General features: G+C 69.7%; 19 protein-coding genes and 1 riboswitch. Of the genes, 7 read left to right on the top strand and 12 right to left on the bottom strand.

The genetic code is table 11. The features are described from left to right. Nucleotides 1-178 precede the first annotated feature (178 nt). A complete protein-coding gene (locus LRD69_RS10990; protein ID WP_277326390.1) occupies nucleotides 179-1,561 on the top strand; it encodes an amidase family protein in 1,383 nt (460 codons plus the stop codon). Between the two features lie 115 nt (nucleotides 1,562-1,676). Here LRD69_RS10990 and LRD69_RS10995 read toward each other — a convergent pair whose 3' ends face one another. Then, nucleotides 1,677-2,126, bottom strand: a complete 450-nt coding sequence (locus LRD69_RS10995) for a DUF2871 domain-containing protein (protein ID WP_277326391.1) — start codon at nucleotides 2,124-2,126, stop codon at nucleotides 1,677-1,679. Nucleotides 2,127-2,286: 160 nt separating this feature from the next. Here LRD69_RS10995 and LRD69_RS11000 point away from each other — a divergent pair, with 160 nt between their 5' ends. Beyond that, nucleotides 2,287-2,979: a VOC family protein gene (locus LRD69_RS11000; protein WP_277326392.1), complete on the top strand. Its 693-nt coding sequence runs from the start codon at nucleotides 2,287-2,289 to the stop codon at nucleotides 2,977-2,979. A gap of 305 nt (nucleotides 2,980-3,284) precedes the next feature. On the opposite strand, the gene LRD69_RS11005 is transcribed toward LRD69_RS11000, so the two are convergent. After that, complete coding sequence (locus LRD69_RS11005; protein WP_277329690.1) at nucleotides 3,285-3,752, bottom strand: transglycosylase SLT domain-containing protein; 468 nt, start codon at nucleotides 3,750-3,752, stop codon at nucleotides 3,285-3,287. Between the two features lie 1,346 nt (nucleotides 3,753-5,098). Here LRD69_RS11005 and LRD69_RS11010 point away from each other — a divergent pair. After that, nucleotides 5,099-5,536: a cupin domain-containing protein gene (locus tag LRD69_RS11010; protein ID WP_277326393.1), complete on the top strand. Its 438-nt coding sequence runs from the start codon at nucleotides 5,099-5,101 to the stop codon at nucleotides 5,534-5,536. Nucleotides 5,537-5,692: 156 nt separating this feature from the next. Further along, nucleotides 5,693-6,424, top strand: a complete 732-nt coding sequence (locus tag LRD69_RS11015; RefSeq protein WP_277326394.1) for an NAD(P)H-binding protein — start codon at nucleotides 5,693-5,695, stop codon at nucleotides 6,422-6,424. Nucleotides 6,425-6,500: 76 nt separating this feature from the next. Here the strand turns inward: LRD69_RS11015 and LRD69_RS11020 are convergent, their stop codons facing one another. Continuing rightward, a complete protein-coding gene (locus LRD69_RS11020; RefSeq protein WP_277326395.1) occupies nucleotides 6,501-7,088 on the bottom strand; it encodes a TetR/AcrR family transcriptional regulator in 588 nt (195 codons plus the stop codon). Beyond that, the gene (locus LRD69_RS11025) at nucleotides 7,085-8,587 is read right to left on the bottom strand and encodes an MFS transporter (RefSeq protein WP_277326396.1); all 1,503 of its coding nucleotides are present in this window, start codon (nucleotides 8,585-8,587) and stop codon (nucleotides 7,085-7,087) included. Before LRD69_RS11025 ends, LRD69_RS11020 begins: the two co-directional genes overlap by 4 nt. Before the next feature lie 188 nt (nucleotides 8,588-8,775). Here LRD69_RS11025 and LRD69_RS11030 point away from each other — a divergent pair, with 188 nt between their 5' ends. Then, complete coding sequence (locus tag LRD69_RS11030) at nucleotides 8,776-9,078, top strand: hypothetical protein (RefSeq protein ID WP_277326397.1); 303 nt, start codon at nucleotides 8,776-8,778, stop codon at nucleotides 9,076-9,078. Between the two features lie 228 nt (nucleotides 9,079-9,306). On the opposite strand, the gene LRD69_RS11035 is transcribed toward LRD69_RS11030, so the two are convergent. Then, a complete protein-coding gene (locus LRD69_RS11035; RefSeq protein ID WP_277326398.1) occupies nucleotides 9,307-10,785 on the bottom strand; it encodes a DUF445 domain-containing protein in 1,479 nt (492 codons plus the stop codon). A gap of 151 nt (nucleotides 10,786-10,936) precedes the next feature. Between LRD69_RS11035 and LRD69_RS11040 the strand changes: the two genes are divergently transcribed. Then, nucleotides 10,937-12,244: an SGNH/GDSL hydrolase family protein gene (locus LRD69_RS11040; protein ID WP_277326399.1), complete on the top strand. Its 1,308-nt coding sequence runs from the start codon at nucleotides 10,937-10,939 to the stop codon at nucleotides 12,242-12,244. Between the two features lie 124 nt (nucleotides 12,245-12,368). On the opposite strand, the gene LRD69_RS11045 is transcribed toward LRD69_RS11040, so the two are convergent. The 4 genes from LRD69_RS11045 to LRD69_RS11060 all read right to left on the bottom strand — a co-directional run bounded on the left by LRD69_RS11045 (nucleotide 12,369) and on the right by LRD69_RS11060 (nucleotide 15,841). Beyond that, the gene (locus tag LRD69_RS11045; RefSeq protein ID WP_277326400.1) at nucleotides 12,369-13,064 is read right to left on the bottom strand and encodes a DUF1707 domain-containing protein; all 696 of its coding nucleotides are present in this window, start codon (nucleotides 13,062-13,064) and stop codon (nucleotides 12,369-12,371) included. 91 nt (nucleotides 13,065-13,155) lie between these two features. Continuing rightward, a complete protein-coding gene (locus tag LRD69_RS11050; protein WP_277326401.1) occupies nucleotides 13,156-14,136 on the bottom strand; it encodes an ATP-binding cassette domain-containing protein in 981 nt (326 codons plus the stop codon). Nucleotides 14,137-14,172: 36 nt separating this feature from the next. Continuing rightward, on the bottom strand, nucleotides 14,173-15,048 hold the full coding sequence (locus tag LRD69_RS11055) for an ABC transporter permease (protein ID WP_277326402.1): 876 nt from the start codon (nucleotides 15,046-15,048) through the stop codon (nucleotides 14,173-14,175). Continuing rightward, nucleotides 15,041-15,841, bottom strand: a complete 801-nt coding sequence (locus tag LRD69_RS11060) for an ABC-2 family transporter protein (protein ID WP_277329691.1) — start codon at nucleotides 15,839-15,841, stop codon at nucleotides 15,041-15,043. The genes LRD69_RS11055 and LRD69_RS11060 overlap by 8 nt, the downstream gene beginning before the upstream one ends. Before the next feature lie 191 nt (nucleotides 15,842-16,032). Here LRD69_RS11060 and LRD69_RS11065 point away from each other — a divergent pair, with 191 nt between their 5' ends. Beyond that, on the top strand, nucleotides 16,033-18,375 hold the full coding sequence (locus tag LRD69_RS11065) for a transglycosylase domain-containing protein (RefSeq protein WP_277326403.1): 2,343 nt from the start codon (nucleotides 16,033-16,035) through the stop codon (nucleotides 18,373-18,375). A gap of 26 nt (nucleotides 18,376-18,401) precedes the next feature. On the opposite strand, the gene LRD69_RS11070 is transcribed toward LRD69_RS11065, so the two are convergent. The 3 genes from LRD69_RS11070 to LRD69_RS11080 form a co-directional block, all read right to left on the bottom strand. Then, nucleotides 18,402-18,722: a multidrug efflux SMR transporter gene (locus tag LRD69_RS11070; RefSeq protein ID WP_277326404.1), complete on the bottom strand. Its 321-nt coding sequence runs from the start codon at nucleotides 18,720-18,722 to the stop codon at nucleotides 18,402-18,404. Between the two features lie 38 nt (nucleotides 18,723-18,760). After that, nucleotides 18,761-18,827: riboswitch (guanidine-III (ykkC-III) riboswitch) on the bottom strand. Between the two features lie 55 nt (nucleotides 18,828-18,882). Beyond that, complete coding sequence (locus LRD69_RS11075; RefSeq protein WP_030923137.1) at nucleotides 18,883-19,221, bottom strand: co-chaperone GroES; 339 nt, start codon at nucleotides 19,219-19,221, stop codon at nucleotides 18,883-18,885. A gap of 55 nt (nucleotides 19,222-19,276) precedes the next feature. Continuing rightward, nucleotides 19,277-19,597, bottom strand: coding sequence for a DUF3618 domain-containing protein (locus tag LRD69_RS11080; RefSeq protein ID WP_277326405.1), 321 nt, complete (start codon nucleotides 19,595-19,597; stop codon nucleotides 19,277-19,279). Between the last annotated feature and the right edge of the window lie 23 nt (nucleotides 19,598-19,620).

The raw sequence follows: 19,620 nt of genomic DNA on the forward strand, positions 1-19,620 counted from the left end.
CAGCACCACGCACGGGCGGGGCCGCAACCGGCGGTCCCGCCCGTCGACGTCGTTCGCCGACCGTCCGGTTGTAGCGTTGTCGACCGACCAGGAGTCGACGCCCACCCGGGATTACTGTTCGGTAACACGGTTACGCGGGGGTTGGCGGCGCACGCGGCGAGGGATTGACTCATCAACCATGACTGAGTGGACCGGCCGCACCGCCGTCGAGATCGCTTCCGCCGTACGTGGAGGACGGGCCACCGCGGCCGACGTCACCCGCCAGCACCTCGACCGCATCGCCCGGCTGGATCCGGACCTGTCCGCGTTCCGGCATGTGCGGGCGGAACAGGCGATGGCCGAGGCGGAAGCGGTGGACCGGCGGGCCGACCGTGCTTCCCTGCCGCTCGCGGGGGTCCCGGTCGCGGTCAAGGACAACATTGCGGTCGCGGGCGAACAGGCCCGTAGCGGATCCGCGGCCACGTCGCCGGACCGCAGCGCCGGCGATCACGTGATCGTCGAACGGCTGCGGGCGGCGGGCGCCGTGGTGGTCGGTCTGACCAACGTGCCGGAACTCTGTCTTGTCCCGATGGCCGACAGCGTCTACGGGATCGCCCGCAACCCCTGGAACGAGCAGCGCACGCCCGGCGGCTCCTCGGGCGGCAGCGCGGCGGCGGTGGCTGCCGGCCTGGTACCGCTGGCGCACGGCAACGATGGGTTCGGCTCGATCCGGATCCCCTGCGCCTGCTGCGGAACGATCGGGATCAAGCCGGGACGCGGTGTCGTACCGCATGCGCCGGACGACCCGACCTGGTTCGACCTGGTCGAGAACGGCCCCATCGCGACCACGGTGCAGGACGCGGCCCTCGGACTGGCCGTGATGGCCGACGAGCCGGGCTTCGCGAAGCTCGGCGAGGTGGGGGCGCTGCACATCGGCGTGTCGGTACGGCCGGTCTCGCCCGGCTTTCCGATCGCGGCCCGGTACCGCCGTGCGGCGCTGGAGACCGGGACGCTGCTCCAAGGACTCGGGCACACGGTGACCCGGCACATGCGGCGCTACCCGGCATGGCTGGGACCCGCGTCGCTGAGCTCCTGGTACGCGTCGGCGCGGGCCAGCGCCGCGGGACTCGACCGTGCCGGACTCGACCGGAGCACGCGCCGACTGACCGCGATCGGCGGGGCATTGGCGGCCGTGCACCTGGACGGGGCCCACGGGCGGGACCGCTGGCGCAGCGCCGCCGCGGAACGCTTCTTCGGGCAGATCGACGTGCTGCTGCTCCCCGCTCTCAGCCAGCCCGCGCCGCGGGCCGAGCGCTGGGGCGACCGCGGTGGACTGCGCACCTCCGCCGTCAGCACCCGCACGGCCTCGCTCTTCGGCTCCTGGAACATCGCAGGCTGGCCGGCGCTCGCCGTTCCCGTGGGTGTGGACGCTGACGCGATGCCCGTAGCGGTGCAGCTCGTGGCCAAACCCGGCGGCGAGAAGCTGCTGCTGGAGCTGGCCGCGCAGATCGAGGCGGTCAGGCCCTGGCCGCGGCACGCCCCGCGGTATGCCGCACACAGCGACGGCAACAGGAAGCCATAAGGATCACGGGACAGCCGTCAGCGCCGTTCCAGCGGCATCTCATGACTTCCCGGTATTGAGGTGATCGGCTTCGGGCGGCGACGACGGGACCGATCCGCTCTCTCCGCAGGCCGGTTCAGGCCGAGGTCTTCGCGGGTTCCGACTCCGCGGGTTCCGTCGTAGCGGACTCGTTGAGGCGTTTGCCGAGCAGAACGAACAGCAGGATGAGCCCGACGGTGAGAAGGGTATGGCCCAGGCCGGCGATCCACGGCACGGCCTCGGGAACATGGCTTCCGAGAACCGTCTCGGTGCCGTGAACGAACATCATGGCGACGGTGATCGCGATACCCGCGTTGTAGAACCAGAAGAAGTAGGTGAAGAGTTTCGCCCCGGACAGCTGGAACTGCTTGTCGAGGGCGAGAACGATGAGAAAGCCCAGCATGCCCAGCGCCAGTAAGTGGGTGTGGATCAGGGACAGTTGGGTGTCGCCTTCGAAATGGTTGGCCTTGGTGAACTCCCGGTAGTACAGCCCGGAGATCACACCCACGATCATGTAGACGTGTGCCGCGTAGTACGACTTCCGCATCCTCGTTCGCCCCCTGCTGAACGAATACCGTCCTGTCGCGGGCCATTGAAGCACTCCACACCTGTGTGCGACACGGGTATTCGACCGAACAGATACTCGAGTCCCTTTCGCACGTTCGACCGACGCGACGCCGACGGTAGGGGGCTGCCAGGATGTCGTCATGGAGCAGACGCTGAGTCGACCGGAAGCTTCGGAAGCGATCGACGACCTGGGATGGCGCTATCTGCTGGGCGCGATCAGAACATCAGTGCCGGTCGGGTCGCTGAAGCAAGGGGTCCACGTGGCGACGAACGCGCTGGCGGTGTGCGGTGACGATGCCGATCAGCATCTTCGCGTCGACATCCGGCCCGGACGGGTCGTGCTCACACTTCAGTCGCTCGAACATGCTTCGGTGACGACTTGCGATGTCGATCTCGCACATCGGATCTCCAGAGCTGTGCACGAAGCGGGGCTGCGTACGGAGCCGGAGATCAGCGCGGACGCACCGCGGTCGGTGCAGCTCCTGGAGATCGCGATCGACGCACTCGATGTCGCGACGATCCGGCCGTTCTGGAAGGCGGTGTTGGGCTACACCGGTGAGGCGGGAGCCGACGGCCCCGAGGATCCGCTCGTCGACCCGGTCGGACAGGGCCCGGCGGTCTGGTTCCAGCAGATGGACCAGGCACGCCGGGAGCGTAATCGCATCCACTTCGATGTCTGCGTCCCGCACGACGAGGCGCCTCGGCGGGTCGAGGCCGCGCTGGCTGCCGGAGGTCGGCTGGTGTCCGCGATTCGTGCGCCGGCCTTCTGGGTGTTGGCCGACGGCGAGGGCAACGAGGCCTGTGTGACCACCTGGCAGGGCCGGGACGGTTGAGGCACGCGTGGTGAACGTGCCGGTCACGACGGCTCGTTGATGACGTCGGACATGACAGTGGCTCGCCTCGGATGGCGAGCCTGTCGTCCCTTGTGGCCACCGTCCGGTGGCCCTCAGGTGTGCCGTCTCGACCGCAGCCGTGGTCCGGCGTGCGCCCGGGGGGCGTGCCGTGGGTGGCTGCGGGAGTGGCTGTCGTGGGCAGGCCGGTCGCGCGGGACGCGGCCTGCGGTGATTCTCGTCCGGTCGGCCCGACGCGTGGGCTTGGTGCCTGTCGGCTGGGTGACCGGGGTGTGCGTGGGGCTTGATCAGTAGGCCGAGTTGACGTTGTCGATCGAGCCGTAGCGGTGGGCCGCGTAGTTGGCGGAGGCGGTGATGTTGGCGACCGGGTCGTAGATGTTCTGCGAGGTGCCGGCGACGTGGTAGGTCTTGAAGGTGGGGTCGATGACCTGCATCAGGCCCTTGGAGGGGATGCCCTTCATGGCGTTGGAGTCCCAGTTGTTGATGGCGTTGGGGTTGCCGGAGGACTCGCGCATCAGGTTCTTGTGGATGCCCTCGTAGGTGGCCGGGATGCCCTGCTTGTGCAGGATCTCCAGCGACTGCTTGATCCAGCTGTCGACGTTGCCGCCGCTGGACTGGGCGGGGGCGGGGGCGGGGGTGGCGGCCGAGGCGGCCGGGGCGCTGACGACAGTGCCGGCCATCACCGCGGCGCCGGCGGCGACCATGCCCAGCGAGATCTTCTTGGTGCGGGTCATGCGGGCGAACTTCGCGGGCATCGCGGTGATCTGCACGTGGTAATTCCTGTTCTGTCGGGGGGTGATGCCAAGAATTGTTAATCAGGAAGGAATCCCGGGTCAATGACCCCCTTCTACTAGGATGATTAGTATCGGGCGCCTGAAACGATCCGGGGACGCCGAACAACGCGGGGAACGAGCGTTGTCGGGTCTACTATTCGGCTTCATAGTGACGCGGGCCATATGGCTCACCCCACACGGCAAATGCCTCAAAGCGGCACAAGAGTGACGCAGGTCATGTGACCTGCGCCATATCGAGGGCACCCAATTCGCTCACCGTAATAACGGGAAAGCGTTCCGTATTGACGAAAGGGGGCGGATTGCGGGGGAAATCGATCGGAATCCTGGACGGCGCCCACCGGCAGATTTACTACGGTCCGGTCGCGGCCCACGCCGGCACCACGCGGCGCGTGCCACCACCGGCGGATCGGCGTCGATTCGGCGGCGAGTGGCCGTATGCCAGCGCGAGACGGAGGAGGCCGCCGGCGGGGCCGAGCGAGGCGCGTCGTACGCGTGGAGATGGGATCAGCCCTCGGCCCCCGTCGACAGCAGCTTCATGGACCCCTACATAGGGGTGCGCCGGCATATGGGGGTGCGCCGGGCACCCGGCGGCATGGCGCGATCCGCGGGGCGTGACCCACATGGCCGCCGACAGAACCGATTCGACGGTTCGCTCCTGGTGACGAATGAACACGTTCCGTAGTAACCACAGGTCAGCGGGACCGATTGAGGTGGAACCAGCTCTTCCGCACCTCAGGGAGTGCCCTACATGCGTCTTCGGACCGCCACCGTCTTCACCGGCATCGGCTGCGAAGCCGACTCCTTCTTCTCCCCGCCCCTTCGGCAGCCGCGTCTCCGAGCGGCTGAAGCTCCGGCCGGTCGTAACGGCTGATTCCTGTGCCGCCGGTAGCCTCCCCGGCACGAGCCGTCTCGCGCTCGTACCGGGGCGGCGTTGCGCGCGGGGGCAGTCGGCGCCGGGCAACCTGAGGTCCGGCGCGCTTCGCCGATGCAGCGCAGGGCGCTCATGTTCCCTTAGACAAAGGGAAGTTCAGCGATCTCGGGCCCCGGGATCGAGCATGGTGGTGTGACGAGGCGCGTTGACGTCCCCTGTGATCCGCCTGCTGTCCGGCAGTCCGCGCAGCGGCTCCTCCGACGCAACCGTGCTCCGCACCGCGAGGCCGTGGTGCCGAGAAGATGCACTTCGTCCGAGCCCACTCGACACTGGAGACCGTCACAAGCCCGCCCCCGCCACGTTCGTGGGAGGTCCGCCCATGCGGTCCTGGGAACGGTTCGCGTTGCGACCGCGACGCACCACGGGAGGCTTCACCATGTCGACCAACGAGCCGGCGAACACGGAGCAGGCACCACGCTCCGAAGCGTGGAAGACCGCGCCGACCGTGCTGCAGACAGCGAAGCCGCCGCACGTCCCGGAGGGTGCCGAGGTGATGACCGTCCTCGTCGAATTCCCCCCGGGCGACCCGGAAACCCCTCCGCACCGGCATTCCGGCCCGGCATTCGGCTCCATGCTGGAGGGCGAGATGCTGTTCGAGCTCGAAGGTGAGCCGAAACGTGTGATCAAGGCCGGGGAAACCTTTTGGGAGCCGGGCGGCGATGTCATCCACTATCAGGACGGCAACAACCGAACGGATTCCCGGAGCCGATCCCTCGTGACGATGATGTGCGCGCCGGGCCAACCCATGCTTACGCTGGTCGATGACGAGGAGCCGGCACAGCGCAAGGACCGGCGGGCGCCGCGGCCCGCGTGACCGCGGCGGTGCAGTCCACACGTTTCCGGAAGCCGGTTCCCGCATACGGACGAGCCGTCCGGCACGCGGAAGTGCCCCATGGGAACCGAGTAATCGCCCGGCGAAGAACCAATCGCCGACCCATTGCCGGAGAATCTAGCGAAGAAAAGGTGACCCATGAAGATCGCAGTTCTCGGCGGCACCGGACGGATCGGGTCGCAGGTCGTGAAGAAGCTCAGGGCGGCGGGGCACGAGGCCGTGCCGCACTCGCTGTCCACAGGTGTCGATGTCATCACCGGTCAGGGCCTGGAGGAGGCGGTGGCCGGCGTCGACGTCGTCGTCAATCTGACGAACTCCCCGACGTTCGACGACGCGTCCCCGGCGTTCTTCCGGACCTCGATGGACAATCTCCTGGCCGCCGGCCGGAAGGGCGGGGCGGGCCACATCGTCATCCTGTCGATCGTCGGCGTGGACCAGGTGCCCGACCTCGACTACTACCGGGCCAAGGTTCTCCAGGAAGACATCCTCAAGGCCGGGCCGATCCCCTACTCGATCGTCCGCGCAACCCAGTTCATGGATTTCATGGACTCGGTCCTGGCCTGGACCACTGAGGGCGACACCGTCCACCTGCCCACTACCCCGATCCAGCCGATCGCTGCCCAGGACGTCTCCGACACTGTCGCCGAAGTCGCTGCCGGCACCCCTCTGAACGGCACCCTCGACGTTGCCGGGCCCGACGTCTTCCCTCTCGACGAACTCGGCCGGATCACCCTGAACGCCCGTCCCGACGGCCGCACCGTCGTCACCGACGACACCGCCGGCATGTTCGCCGCCGTCCAGGGCGACGCCCTCATCGCCAAGGGCAACGCCCGCATCGCCCCCACGCACTACACCGACTATCTGGCCTGAGCGACGCAGCTCCGTCAGGTGCAGGGCTCCGGGCTCCGTGAAGTGGCCACGGACCGTACATCCCCGCCGGTCGGCCCTACGCGGCGCCGCCGGTGATCAGCGCCTGGAGCGCGGGCGCGTACAGATCGGCGAGGCGTTCGGGGGTCTCCAGCGACGCCGCGCCCTCGCGGTGCAGGCTCAACGTGGCGCCCAGGCCCAGCAGATGCCCGGCGATCAGCTCGGCGCGCAGGGTGCGGTCGCTGCCGGGAAGGCGGGCGCTCAGTGCCTCGGTGACCTGTTCGTGGAAGCGATCGCGCAGCAGTGAGCGTTCGTCCTGGTTGCCCAGGGAGTACACGACGCGCAGGAGCGGGTCCAGCTGCTGTTCGCGACGGCGGCGCACCAGGGTCACCACCATGTGGCGGCCCAGCATCTCCAGGGGGGCGTCGAAGAGTTCCCCGGCCGCCGGGCCGAAGTCGGCGACGGTGTTGAACAGTTCTTCCTTGCGGCCGAAGTGCTTCACGACCAGGGAGGGGCTGACTCCCGCGTCCGCGGCGATCCCCCGGATGGTCACCTCGGCGTACGGGCGCTGGGTGAATGCCCGCCGGGCCGCCCGCAGGATCGCGTCCCGGCCGGTCCCGGGGTCGGCGGGTGCCGGAGCCGGAACGGTGGCCTGGCTGCCGGTCATGCGCCCTCCTCGATCGTGACCGCCCGCGCACCGCCTCTGCGGTCGCCACGGCTCTCCTCGACCGTACCCTCAGCGGGCGTACGCCTGCCCGGCAGGAACAGCGTGACCGTCAGCGCCAGCAGTGCCGCACCCGCCGCGATCAGGAAGACGACCTGGTAGGCGTGGAGCGTCGGGGCCGTCCGGCCGCCCACCCGGAACGTGATGTTGGCGAGGACCGCCGCCACCGTCGCACTGCAGAAGGCCTGTCCGATCGACCTCATCAACGTGTTGAGACCGTTGGCCGCACCCGTCTCGCCGACCGGGACCCCGCGCATCACCAGCGCGGGCAGCGCCGAGTACGCGATGGCCGTGCCCGAGGCGACGACCGTCGCACCGGCGATGATCAGCCACAGGCTGTGGCTGGTGAAGTACCGCACCACATAGCCGACGGCGATGATCCCCGCCGCCAGCGCCAGGCTGACCTTCGGCCCGTACGTCGCCGAGATCCGCGCCGACACCGGCGAGAGCGCCACCATCGCCACACCGCCCGGCAGCAGGCAGAGCCCGCTGACGACGAGCGAGGCGCCGAGCCCGTAGCCCGTCGCCTTCGGCTCCTGCACCATCTGCGCGGTGACCAGCGAGTTCGCGTAGAAGGCGAAGCCGATCAGCAGGGCGGCGACATTGGTGAGCAGGACGGCCGGGCGGGCCGAGACCCGCAGGTCGACCATGGGCGTCGTGACGCGGAGCTCGTACGCACCCCAGAGCAGCGCCACCACCACGGCCGCGACGAGCAGTCCGACCGTACGCGTCGACGTCCAGCCCCAGTCGGCGCCCTGCGTCACCGCGAGCAGCAGGCAGACCAGGGCCGCGGACAGCCCCAGCGCGCCGACGGCGTCGAAACGGCCGCGGGTGCGCAGCGGGGACTCCGGTACGCAGCAGAGCACCAGCACGATGTCGATGAGGCCGATCGCTCCCGACACCCAGAACATGGTGTGCCAGTCGAAGTTCTCCACGACGAGTGCCGCGACCGGCAGGCCGACGGCCGCACCGATGCCGAGCGTCGAACTCATCAGGGCGACCGCGGAGAGCACCCGCTCGGGCGGGAGTTCGTCGCGCAGGATGCTGATGCCCAGCGGTACGACGGCGAGCGCGGCACCCTGGAGGGCCCGGCCGGTGATCAGTACGCCGATGTGGGAGCTGACCGCACACAGCACCGAGCCCACCACCAGCACGGCGAGCGAGGCGACGAGCACCCGCCGCTTGCCGTACATGTCGCCGACCCGGCCCAGGACGGGCGTGAAGACGGCCCCGGTGAGGAGCGTGACCGTGACCAGCCAGCTCGCGGCGGTGGGGGTCGCGCCGGTGAGGGCCGGGATGTGCGGGAGGAGCGGGACGACGATCGTCTGCATGACCGCGACGACGACGCCGCAGAAGGCCAGGACGCCCACGGCGAAGCGGGGGTGGTGCGGGGTCCGGGTCTGCCCGGTTGCCCCGTCGAGGGCGGATATGTCCGCGGACATGCATGCTCCGTACGGTGCTCGGTTCGGCGGTGGTGCGGGTGGTGAACCATGAGGGGGTGCACATGCGTTCACCCCAGGGTAAACACATGTGCACCCCCTCCGGCAATCCGGCGTCCGCCCACCGCGTTAGCCTCGGAAGTCCGGCAAGATACGAAGAACCGGACAGCGAGAAAGCGAAGGTGGCGACAATGGCGAAGGTTCCTGCGGCTGCGGTGGCGGCGAGCGGACTGGTCGGCGGATACGCGATGGCGCGGTGGACCAAGAAGCGGCCGCTGGGCGGAGTCGCACTCGCCGCCGCCGGGTCCGTCGCCGCGTACGAGTGGCACCGGCAGGCCGGACCTCGCGCGGCCACTGCTCTGACCACGGCGTACGTCGCCGCGTTCGCCGGATCGCACCCGCTGGCGAAGAAGCTCGGCGCCTGGCCGGCCGTCTTCACCGTCGCGGGCACGGTCGCCGCCGCGTCGTGGGCGGTCACCCGCCGCTCCGCCTGAGAAATTTTTCCCGCGAGGCCCGCAGAACACTGAACGCGGCCGCGCCGGGGGCCGTATGGAAGTGCACTCCCCCGCGTAAGCCGGGTGCGTACCCGTACGACAGGACGGGTACGCACCCGGAACCCTCACCGGAGCCGGCGCACACGCGCCGGACGGCATCAGCGAGGTCTGTACCCGCCCGCGGCTGACCTGCTTTGCGCAGAACGGAACGCCCGCCGCACCCGGTGACTACGCGCCGAACGCCCGCGACACGGTATAGATCAGCAGCCCGGCCAGCGCACCCACCACCGTGCCGTTGATCCGGATGAACTGCAGGTCACGGCCGATGTGCGCCTCGATCTTCTTCGACGTCTGGTCTGCGTCCCAGCTCGCGACCGTGTCGCTGATCAGCGACGTGATCTCCGTGCGGTACGTCGTGACGACATACACCGCCGCGTCCTCCAGCCAGCCCTCCAGCTTCGCCTGGAGCCGCCCGTCCGTCGCCAGCCGAGCCCCCAGCGACATCAGCGAGGCGCGCGCCCGCAGCCGCAGCTCGCTCTGCTCGTCCTCCGCCGCCGCAATGACCATGCTGCGCACGGACGACCAGGCCGACGCGATGACGTCCTGGACCTCGCGGCGCCCCAGGATCTCCGTCTTCAGCCGCTCCACCCGCGCCCGGGTGTCCGAGTCGGTCTGCAGGTCGGCCGCGAAGTCGGTCAGGAACGTGTCGATCGCACCGCGCGCCGGATGCCCCGGCATGTCCCGCATCTCCGTCACGAAACGCAGCAGCTCCTTGTAGACCCGCTCCCCCACGCGCCGGTCGACGAACCGCGGCGTCCACCCGGGCGCCCCGCCCTGCACCGCGTCCATCACCGAGTCGCCGTGCATGACCAGCCAGTCGTGCGCCCGCACGCAGAGCAGGTCCACGACCCTGCGGTGGCCGCCGTCCGCGACGATCTTCTCCAGCATCTTGCCGAGACCCGGGCCGACCTCCGCCGCGTTCGCCCGCCGGGTGATCGCCTCTGCGACCACCGCCTGGACGTCGGAGTCGCGCAGCACGGTCAGCGCACCGCGCAGCGCGGTCGCCAGCTCGGCGGTGACCCGGTCCGCGTGACCCGGCTCCGCCAGCCAGGCACCGAGCCGGCCACCGACGGCCAGAGCGTGGATCCGGCCGCGTACGACATCGGCGGAGAGGAAGTTCTCCCCGACGAAGGAACCCAATGAGGCTCCGAGCTGGTCCTTTTTGGTAGGGATGATCGCGGTGTGCGGGATCGGCAGACCCAGCGGACGCTTGAACAGTGCGGTGACGGCAAACCAGTCGGCCAGCGCACCGACCATCCCCGCCTCGGCGGCCGCGGCGACGAACCCCGGCCAGCCCACCGCACCCGCGTTCTTCGCCCAGGTGGCAAGGACGTACACGAGCGCGACGAGCAGGAGGAGGCCAGTGGCCGTGGTTTTCATACGGCGTACGCCGCGCCGCTTCTCCTCGTCCGCGGCCGTGTACGCGAAGGACGCCAGAGGGGCGGGACGCCGGGTGCCGGGAGTGGGTGTTCCGGCAGATGTGGTGGATGCGCCGGGGGTGGTGCGGGCGGCGACGGAGGCCGGGCGCGGGCCGTCGCCCGGTTCCAGGAGCGGGTCCGGGCCCGTGCCCGGACGCGACATGTCCGCCCCGGGCCCCGGCTCCCCGTCGCCGTGTTCCCCGGGTCCGGTCCGTTCCATCCGTTCCATCCGCTCCACCCGTCCGCGTACACGTACGCATCGCCCCCGGTGCCCGTACGCATTGTCCTTACCTGACCTACTCCCGGGCGGCATCTTGAGTTCCCCGCGCCCTGCCTCATCATGAGATCAGCCCCCTTCACCACGAGGAGACACGCCGCCCATGCCCAGGAGCCAGGGAACCGCGCTGCTCGTCGCCCTCGTGGCGGGAACCGCCGCGCTCGCCGCGCTCGTGGCCTACGGCACGGCCGTGCTGTTCTACGGTTCCGCACCGAAAGGGGTCGGCACGGCGTCGGCCGCCCGTTCGCCCGTCGCGCCTGCCCACGCCAGCGGTGTCTGGATCGGCACCTGGGCCGGGGCACCCGCCGTCGGCGTGGCGGACACGGACGTGGACACGCACGCGAACGCGTTCGCCAGCACGAACACGGACTCGGGCACGCCCGCCGGCCATGACCTGACGCGGCGCACCATCCGTAACGTCGTGCACACCAGCATCGGCGGTGACGCCGCCCGCATCACCCTCTCCAACCTCTTCGGTACACGCCCGCTGCTCATCGACAAAGCCACCGTGAACACCCGGCCCGTCACCTTCCGCGGCGCGCCGTCCGTCACGATCCCGGCAGGCGGGGAGTTCGTCAGCGATCCCGTCGTCGTTCCCGTCGCGGCCGACGCCGATCTCGTCGTCACCCTGCGCGCGCCCACCGCGTCCGGGCCCGTCACCATCCACCCGAACACCCACCAGACGTCGTACGTGGAGGACGAGCACGGCACCTGGCGCAGCACCCTGTGGCGCTATCTCACCGCCGTGGCCGTCCGCAACGACACCGCCACCGGGGCGATCGCCGTCATCGGCGACTCGCTGAGCGCGGGCAGCGGCTCCACCCTCGACGCCGACGGCCGCTGGCCCGACGTGCTCTCCGACCGGCTGCACGGCCGGTACGGGGTGGTCAACCAGGGCATCGCCGGCAACCGCATCCTGCTCGACGGGCGGGGCATCGGGGCGAGCCACGGACAGCGGGCGAGCGCGCGTTTCGACCGTGATGTGCTGGGTGTCGCCGGAGTGAAGACCGTCGTCATCGCGCTCGGCATCAACGACGTGCAGCTGTTCCCGCAGCAGCGGGACCCACAGCGGATCGCCGACGCGCTGGCGGACCTGACCGAGCGCGCCCACGCCCGCGGGCTGCACGTCGTCGGGGCGACGCTGACGCCGTACGAGGGGTCACGCAACTGGACGCCCGCGCAGGAGGCCGTACGGACGCGGGTCAACGCGCTGATCCGGGCGGGCGGCATCTTCGACGAGGTCGTCGACTTCGACGAGGCGGTACGCGACCCGTACCGGCCGAGCCGGCTCCTGCCGCGGTTCGACAGCGGCGACCATCTGCATCTCAACGACCACGGGTATCGGCAGCTGGGACAGCGGGTGGATCTGCGGACCCTGTACCGGGAGAGGGCGATGTCCGACCAGCTCTGACCGGAGACGTCCGGCGCGGCCCCTCTGAACGGAGACGCCCGGCCGCACCGACGACGTCGTCCTGAGCCGCGCAGCGCTGCGCGGCTCAGCCGGGCGCACCGCGCGCCTGAGCGGCCGGGCAGGGCTATGCCTCCCCGGGGCCCTTCTTCAGCTGCCGGGACCGCTCCTGCGCCTTCAGCTGCTGCTTCTGCGCCTTCGTCCGCTTGCGCTCCACACCGACCCCGCCCATCAGCGCGAAGCCGGTGATCCGCACCCGCGGCGAGCCCGGCGAGGGGATGCCCTCGCCCGTCGCCCGGTCACCGAAGCCGCCCATGATGCCGATGCCGGTGACCTGGACATCCAGCTCCGGCGGGACCGTCACCTGCATCCCACCCATGATCGTGAAGCAGCGGATCACCACCTCGCGGTCCTCGAAACGGGCCTCGCGCAGATCGATCTCGCCGCCGCCCCACATCGCGAACGCGGTGAAGGTCCGGCCCACCGTCCACGTACCCTTGCGCCCGAAACCGCCCCAGAAGGCGAACGCACCCCTCGACGTGGCGGGACCGCCGATACGTTGCGCCCAGTCGACGGCCGGCGAACCCGTCCGGGCCGCAGGCACGTTCCCCGAGCCCACCGGCGCCACCGCTGCGCCCGGCACCGGAAGATCGCGGACCAGCGGCTCCAACTCGCTGTGCACACGGGCCTTGTAGGCGGCTTCGAGCCGCTGTTCGAACTCCTCCATCTGCAACCGGCCCTCGGCCACCGCCTCGCGCAGGGTCTCGGCGATACGTTCACGCTCGGCATCGGAAGCACGCATGTCCGGAGATTCGCTCGTCATGCGAAACACCCTATTGAACACGCCCGTTCACGTCACCGATCCGCTGCCGCCCGCACCCCGTCAGCCCCGATCCGCGCCGCCCGCCACGCCGTCACACACCGTCGGCCGAGGCGTACATCTTCGCGATCACGGCCTCAATGTCCGGCTCGCGCACGGACAGGTCCACCAGCGGATAGTCCGCGGCGATCCGCGCCACCAGCGGAGCCGCCGAACCGGACGCCGGGAAGGCCAGCCACTGCCTCGGCCCCTCCACCTTCACCGTGCGCACCGACAGCGCCGAATCCAGCCGGATCGGCGGCAGTTCGCGCTCCAGATCGACGACCAGGGTGCGCTCGCTCTCGCCCACCTCATGCAGACCGGCGAGCGCCCCGTCGTACATCAGACGGCCGTGATCGATCACCATCACCCGCCGGCAGAGCTGCTCGATGTCTGTCAGATCGTGGGTGGTCAGCAGCACCGTCGTACCCCGCTCGGCGTTCAAGTCCCGCAGAAAACCGCGGACCTTGGCCTTGGAGACCACGTCGAGGCCGATCGTCGGCTCGTCCAGATACAGCACCTCCGGGTCGTGCAGCAGCGCCGCCGCGATATCGCCGCGCATCCGCTGCCCCAGCGAGAGCTGCCGTACCGGTACATCCAACAGATCGCCCAGATCGAGGAGTTCGACACACCGGTCCAGGTTCTGGCGGTAGCGGGCGTCCGGGATCCGGTACATCCGGTGCACCAGCCGGTACGAGTCGCGCAGCGGCAGGTCCCACCAGAGGGTGGTGCGCTGACCGAAGACCACACCGATCCGGTGGGCCAGCCTCGTACGCTCCCTCGAAGGGTCGATGCCCGCGACCCGCAGCCGGCCGCCGCTCGGGGTCAGGATGCCGGTCAGCATCTTGATGGTGGTCGACTTGCCTGCGCCGTTCGGGCCGATGTAGCCGACCATCTCGCCACGCGCCACGCGGAAGCTGATTCCGTCGACCGCGCGCACCTCGCGGCGCTCACTGCGAAGGAAGCCCGTCCTGCGGCGTACGTCGAAGACCTTCTCGACACCGTCGAGCTCGATGAAGTCCGTATCCGTGTCCATGTCTCGCCCTCGTCCTCGTCCCGCTTGCCCCGCCGGTCAGTTGCCCGTGCTCCGGTACGAGCGCAGGCCCGCCCGCCACGCCGCCCCCGCAAGCACCCAGCACACCCCCGCCACCACCGGCGGCAGGAACGCCACCCACTCCGGCAGCCCCAGCGGGTACGGCCTGCCCAGCACGTACAGCGCGGGCAGCCAGTTCACGAAGGCCAGTGGCACGACGAACGTCACCCCGCGCACCAAATCCTTCGCGAAGACCGTCGGCGGGTACTGGAGGAGCGTGTTCCCGCCGTACGTGAAGGAGCTCTGCACCTCGGCGGCGTCCTGCGCGAAGAACTGGAACGCCGCCCCGCCCACGAAGACCGCCCCGAAGATCGCCGCCCCGCTCAGCAGCATCAGCGGCACCACCGCCACCCGCATCGGTGTCCACGCGATGTCCAGCGTCACCAGGGCGTAGCCGAGCACCAGCAGCCCCTGCGTGATCCGCCCCAGCCTGCGCAGCGCGAACCGGTCCGCCGCCACCTGGGCAAGCACCGGCACCGGACGCACCAGCAGCGTGTCCAGCGTGCCGTCCCGGACCCGGCGGCCCAGCCGGTCCATCGACCCCAGCACCAGATCGGCCAGCCCGAACGCGGTGCCCGACGCCCCGTACAGCAGGGCGATCTCCGGCAGCGAGTAACCGCCCAACTCGTCGACGTGCGCGAACATCAGCATGATCGCGACGAAGTCGAAGAAGGTCGCCGCGAAGTTCCCGAACGTCGTCATGACGAACGAGGCGCGGTACGTCATCGTCGAGCGCAGCCACATCGAGGCGATCAGCCCGTACGCACGAACCCCTTCGACCAGCCTCGGCCGTTCGGTGAACACCGCCTCGGGCCGGGCGTCGACCGCCTCGGCCGCCTCGGCAACGTCAGCCACCCTGAACCACCACCCTTCGCGTAGCCACCGACTGCACCAGCCGCCCCGTCAGCAGCAGCGCCAGCGCCCACCCGCCCTGGAACGCGAACGCCTCCACCAGCCCCCACCCCGTGTGCTTGCCGAGGAAGACGTCGGCCGGCACCTGCAGCAGCGCCGACCACGGCAACGCCCGCGCCACTTCGCCCAGCGCACCCGGGAACAGCGTCAGCGGAAGCAGCATCCCGGAGAAGAACATCCCTGCCAGGAAGGCGATCTGCGCTGCGCCCGCCCCGTCCATCAGCCAGAAGGCGGACAGCGCCACCAGGTAGCGCACCGCGAAACTGACCACGACACCGAGCGTCACCGAGACCAGGAACGCCAGCCAGATCCCCGGCGACACGGGCAGCGCCAGCGGGAAGGCCAGCGCGCCCAGCACCATCGGTACGATGCCGCGCGCCAGCAGCTGAAACGTCGCCCGCCCCAAGTCACCGGCCAGCCACCACATTTGGAGATCGACCGGCCGGTAGAGATCGATCGCGACATCGCCGGTACGGATCCGCTCCATCAGCTCGTCCTCGAAACCGCCGCCCATCATGGCGCAGGTGGCGAGCAGCGCCTGTCCCAGCCACACATAGGTGAGCGCCTGGGACATGTCGTAACCGCCGAGCTGCGGCCGCTCGTTCCACAGCGCCGTATAGGTGTACGCCAGGATGAAGCCGAAGACGGTGTTGGTGAACACTCCGGCCGCCGTGGCGATCCGGTAGGTGGCGTAGCGCCGATAACCGCCCGCCGCAACCATCGCGTACAGCCGCACCTCAACCACCCCCGCAATCGTTCGCACTCGGACGCCCCACGGCGTCTGGCACCAAAGCGCACGACCTTAGTCCAGCGGGAGCAGCCGCCGCGACCGCTTTTCGACCCCCCATCCGGAGGTCGATCCAGGGCCTATCCCATAGAAAAGTGCACTATGGGGGAATTGACCGCGGCCGAGGAGTCTTCACCGACATGAGCGACGAGCCACAGCAGCAGAGCGGAGCCTCCGGAGACGGGAACTGGGCCCCGAGAGACCTGCCTGCCGGCCCCGGCGCCCCCGCAGGCCCCGCGGCCGCGCCCGGAGGGAAAAAGGGGCGCGGAAACCGTCCCAAACGCACCGGCTGGCGCCGGGCCGTCCCAACCTGGCGGGTCACACTCGCCACGCTCCTGGTGGTAGCCCTGGTCCTGATCGGCGGCTTCATCGCCGGGTACTCACTCGTCGGCATCCCTCCCGCCAACCCCACAGCCACCGCGCAGTCCAACGTCTACCTGTACGAGGACGGCTCCGTCATCGCCCGCGACGGCGACATCAACCGGGAGAACGTCAGCCTCTCCCAGGTGCCCCTCCACGTGCAGCACGCCGTCCTCGCCGCCGAGGACCGCAACTTCTACTCCGAGCGCGCCGTCGACATCAAGGCCATGATCCGCGCCGGCTGGAACACCCTCACCGGCAAGGGCAGACAGGGCGGCTCGACCATCACCCAGCAGTTCGTGAAGAACTACTACCTCGGCCAGGAACAGACCGTCCTGCGCAAGATCAAGGAGTTCTTCATCGCGATCAAGCTCAACCGGGAAGTGAGCAAGAGCCAGATCTTCGAGGGCTACCTCAACACCAGCTACTTCGGCCGCAACGCCTACGGCATCCAGGCCGCCGCCCAGGCCTACTACGGCAAGGACATCGGCGAGATCACCACCGCCGAAGGCGCATACCTCGCCTCCCTCCTCAACGCCCCCAGCGTCTACGACGTCGTCGTCCACCCCGAGAACAAGGCCGCGGCCGTCGCCCGGTGGAACTACGTGCTCGACGGCATGGTCAAGGAGAACTGGCTCAGCCCGACCGAGCGCGCCACCATGACGTTCCCCGTGCCCGGCAAGGTGAAGACCTCCACCGGCCTCTCCGGGCAGCGCGGGTACATCGTCCAGGCCGTCAAGGACTACCTCACCACCCACAAGGTCATCGACGAGAAGACGCTGGCCACCGGCGGCTACCGGATCACCACCACACTGGAGAAGAAGAAACAGAACGCCCTCGTCAAAGCCGTCAACGACAACGTGATGTCACAGACGAGCAAGGAGCGCACGGCCGACCGCAACGTCCGCGCCGGCGGCGCCTCCATCGACCCCGCCAACGGCCGGGTCGTCGCCCTGTACGGCGGCATCGACTACACCAAGCAGTACGTCAACAACGCCACCCGCCGCGACTACCAGGTCGGCTCCACCTTCAAACCGTTCGTCTTCACCTCCGCCGTGGTCAACGACGCCACCACCCGGCACGGCCGGCGCATCACCCCGTACACCATCTACGACGGCTCCAACAAGCGCATGGTCCAGGGCCCCGACGGGCCCACCGGATACGCCCCCGCCAACGAGGACGACATCGACTACGGGCGGATCACGGTCGGCGCCGCCACCGACAAGTCCGTCAACGCCGTCTACGCGCAGATGGCCGAGGACGTCGGCCCCGAGAACGTCAAACGGACCGCCATCGCCCTCGGCATCCCCGCAACCACCCCCGACCTCAGCGCAACGCCGTCCATCGCGCTCGGCACCGCCACCGCCAGCGTCCTCGACATGACCGGGGCGTACGCCACCCTCGCCAACCACGGCAGGCACCGCGCGTCCACCCTCGTCGTCAGCATCAGCAAGAACGGCGAGGACCTCGCCCTGCCCCACCGGAACACCGAACGGGCGGTCAGCCGCGAAGCCGCCGACACCACCACCTCGATCCTGCAGAGCGTCGTCGACAACGGCTCAGGAACCGCAGCCCAGGGCGCCGGACGCCCCGCCGCCGGCAAGACCGGCACCGCCGAGGAGGACAAGGCCGCCTGGTTCGCCGGCTACACCCCCGACCTCGCCACCGTCATCGCCGTCATGGGCCAGGACCCGGACACCGGCGTACAGACACCGCTCTACGGAGCACTCGGTCTGCCCCGCATCAACGGCGGTGGCGCACCCGCCCAGACCTGGGCCCAGTACACCGGCGCCGCACTGCAGGGCACCACCGTCCAGGACTTCGACCTCGAACTCCAACGCGGCGCCGAAGAACCGCGCCTGCCCACCGACCTGGAAACCGGTCCGACCGAGACCGGCACGCCGTCCGCGACACCGCCCAGCACACCGCCGAGCAGCCCGGCCGGCACCCCGCCCACCGTCCCGACGCCACCCGCCGGCAGCGAACCCGCGACCGAGCCCACCGGTCCCCCGTTCGGCGGAGACGGCGACGTCCGCGGCGACCACGGCACAGAGGACAACAGCGGCATCGACGACTTCCTCCCCCGGGGTACGGACAGCACGCTCCCGACGCCCAGCGGCTGAAGAACACCCGGCGGCGGCCTCGCGGCTCAGTGACCCGAGGTCGCCTTCAGCCCCACCACGGCCACCAGCAGGAGCGAGACAAAGAAAATCCGGGCGACCGTCACCGGCTCGTGCAGCACCACCATGCCGAGCACCGCCGCCCCCGCCGCACCGATACCGACCCACACGCCGTACGCCGTACCGATCGGCAGCGACTTCGCCGCCTGCGACAGCAGCACCATGCTGGCCACGATCCCGAACCCCGTGAACACACTCGGCCACAGCCGGGTGAACCCGTCGGTGTACTTCATCCCGATCGACCAGCCCACCTCCAGCAGACCGGCCACAACCAGCAGAACCCACGCCACGACGGCACCTCCGACACCACAGACACACGGACATCACGGGTGCGTCGTCTTTGCGAAAGCCCGGTACGGCGCGTCTCGTCGGGGTCCCACCAACGTAGCAAATACATGCAGAAGGCCTGGTGACGCCGGTCACCAGGCCTTGCATCGCAGGTGTCGGGAGCTACAGATACAACCCGGTCGAATCCACCGAGCCCTCGAACCGGTCCGCCGCCACCGCGTGCAGATCCCGCTCCCGCATCAGTACGTACGCCACCCCGCGCACCTCGACCTCCGCACGGTCCTCGGGGTCGTACAGCACCCGGTCACCCGGCTCCACCGTCCGCACGTTCTGGCCGACCGCGACCACCACGGCCCAGGCCAGCCGACGACCGACCGCAGCCGTCGCCGGAATCAGAATGCCGCCGCCCGAACGCCGCTCGCCCTCGGGCGTATCGGACCGGACCAGCACGCGGTCATGCAGCATGCGAATGGGCAGTTTGTCGTCGGTGTTCTCGCTCACGACCCGTAAACCTACCTGCCCGACGCCGCCGCGCACGCCTCCGGGGTCAGCCTTCTCAGCGCTTCTTGCGCCGCACCGACACCGTGACCAGCCCGACCACACCGACGGCCAGCAACACCGTCGGAATCACCCGCTCCAGACGCGGCGCACCGTCCTCCGACACGAACCGCGCCTTCACATCGGACACCGTCCTGTTCACCGCGACGTACGCCCGCCCGGCGGTCCGGTCCACAGCCTCGACAGCCTTCGCCTTCGCGTCACCGATGATCGTCTTCGGGTGCACCCGCACCCCGATCTCGTCGAGCACCACCGCAAGCTGTTGACGCCTGCTGATGATGTCCGCCTCGATCTGCGCAGGGGTCCTGGCATCCGACACTGCGCCGCCTCCGTGGTCCTCGT

Origin of the sequence: Streptomyces sp. JH14 (genome assembly GCF_029428675.1) — a bacterium.
Classification (GTDB): Bacteria; Actinomycetota; Actinomycetes; order Streptomycetales; family Streptomycetaceae; genus Streptomyces.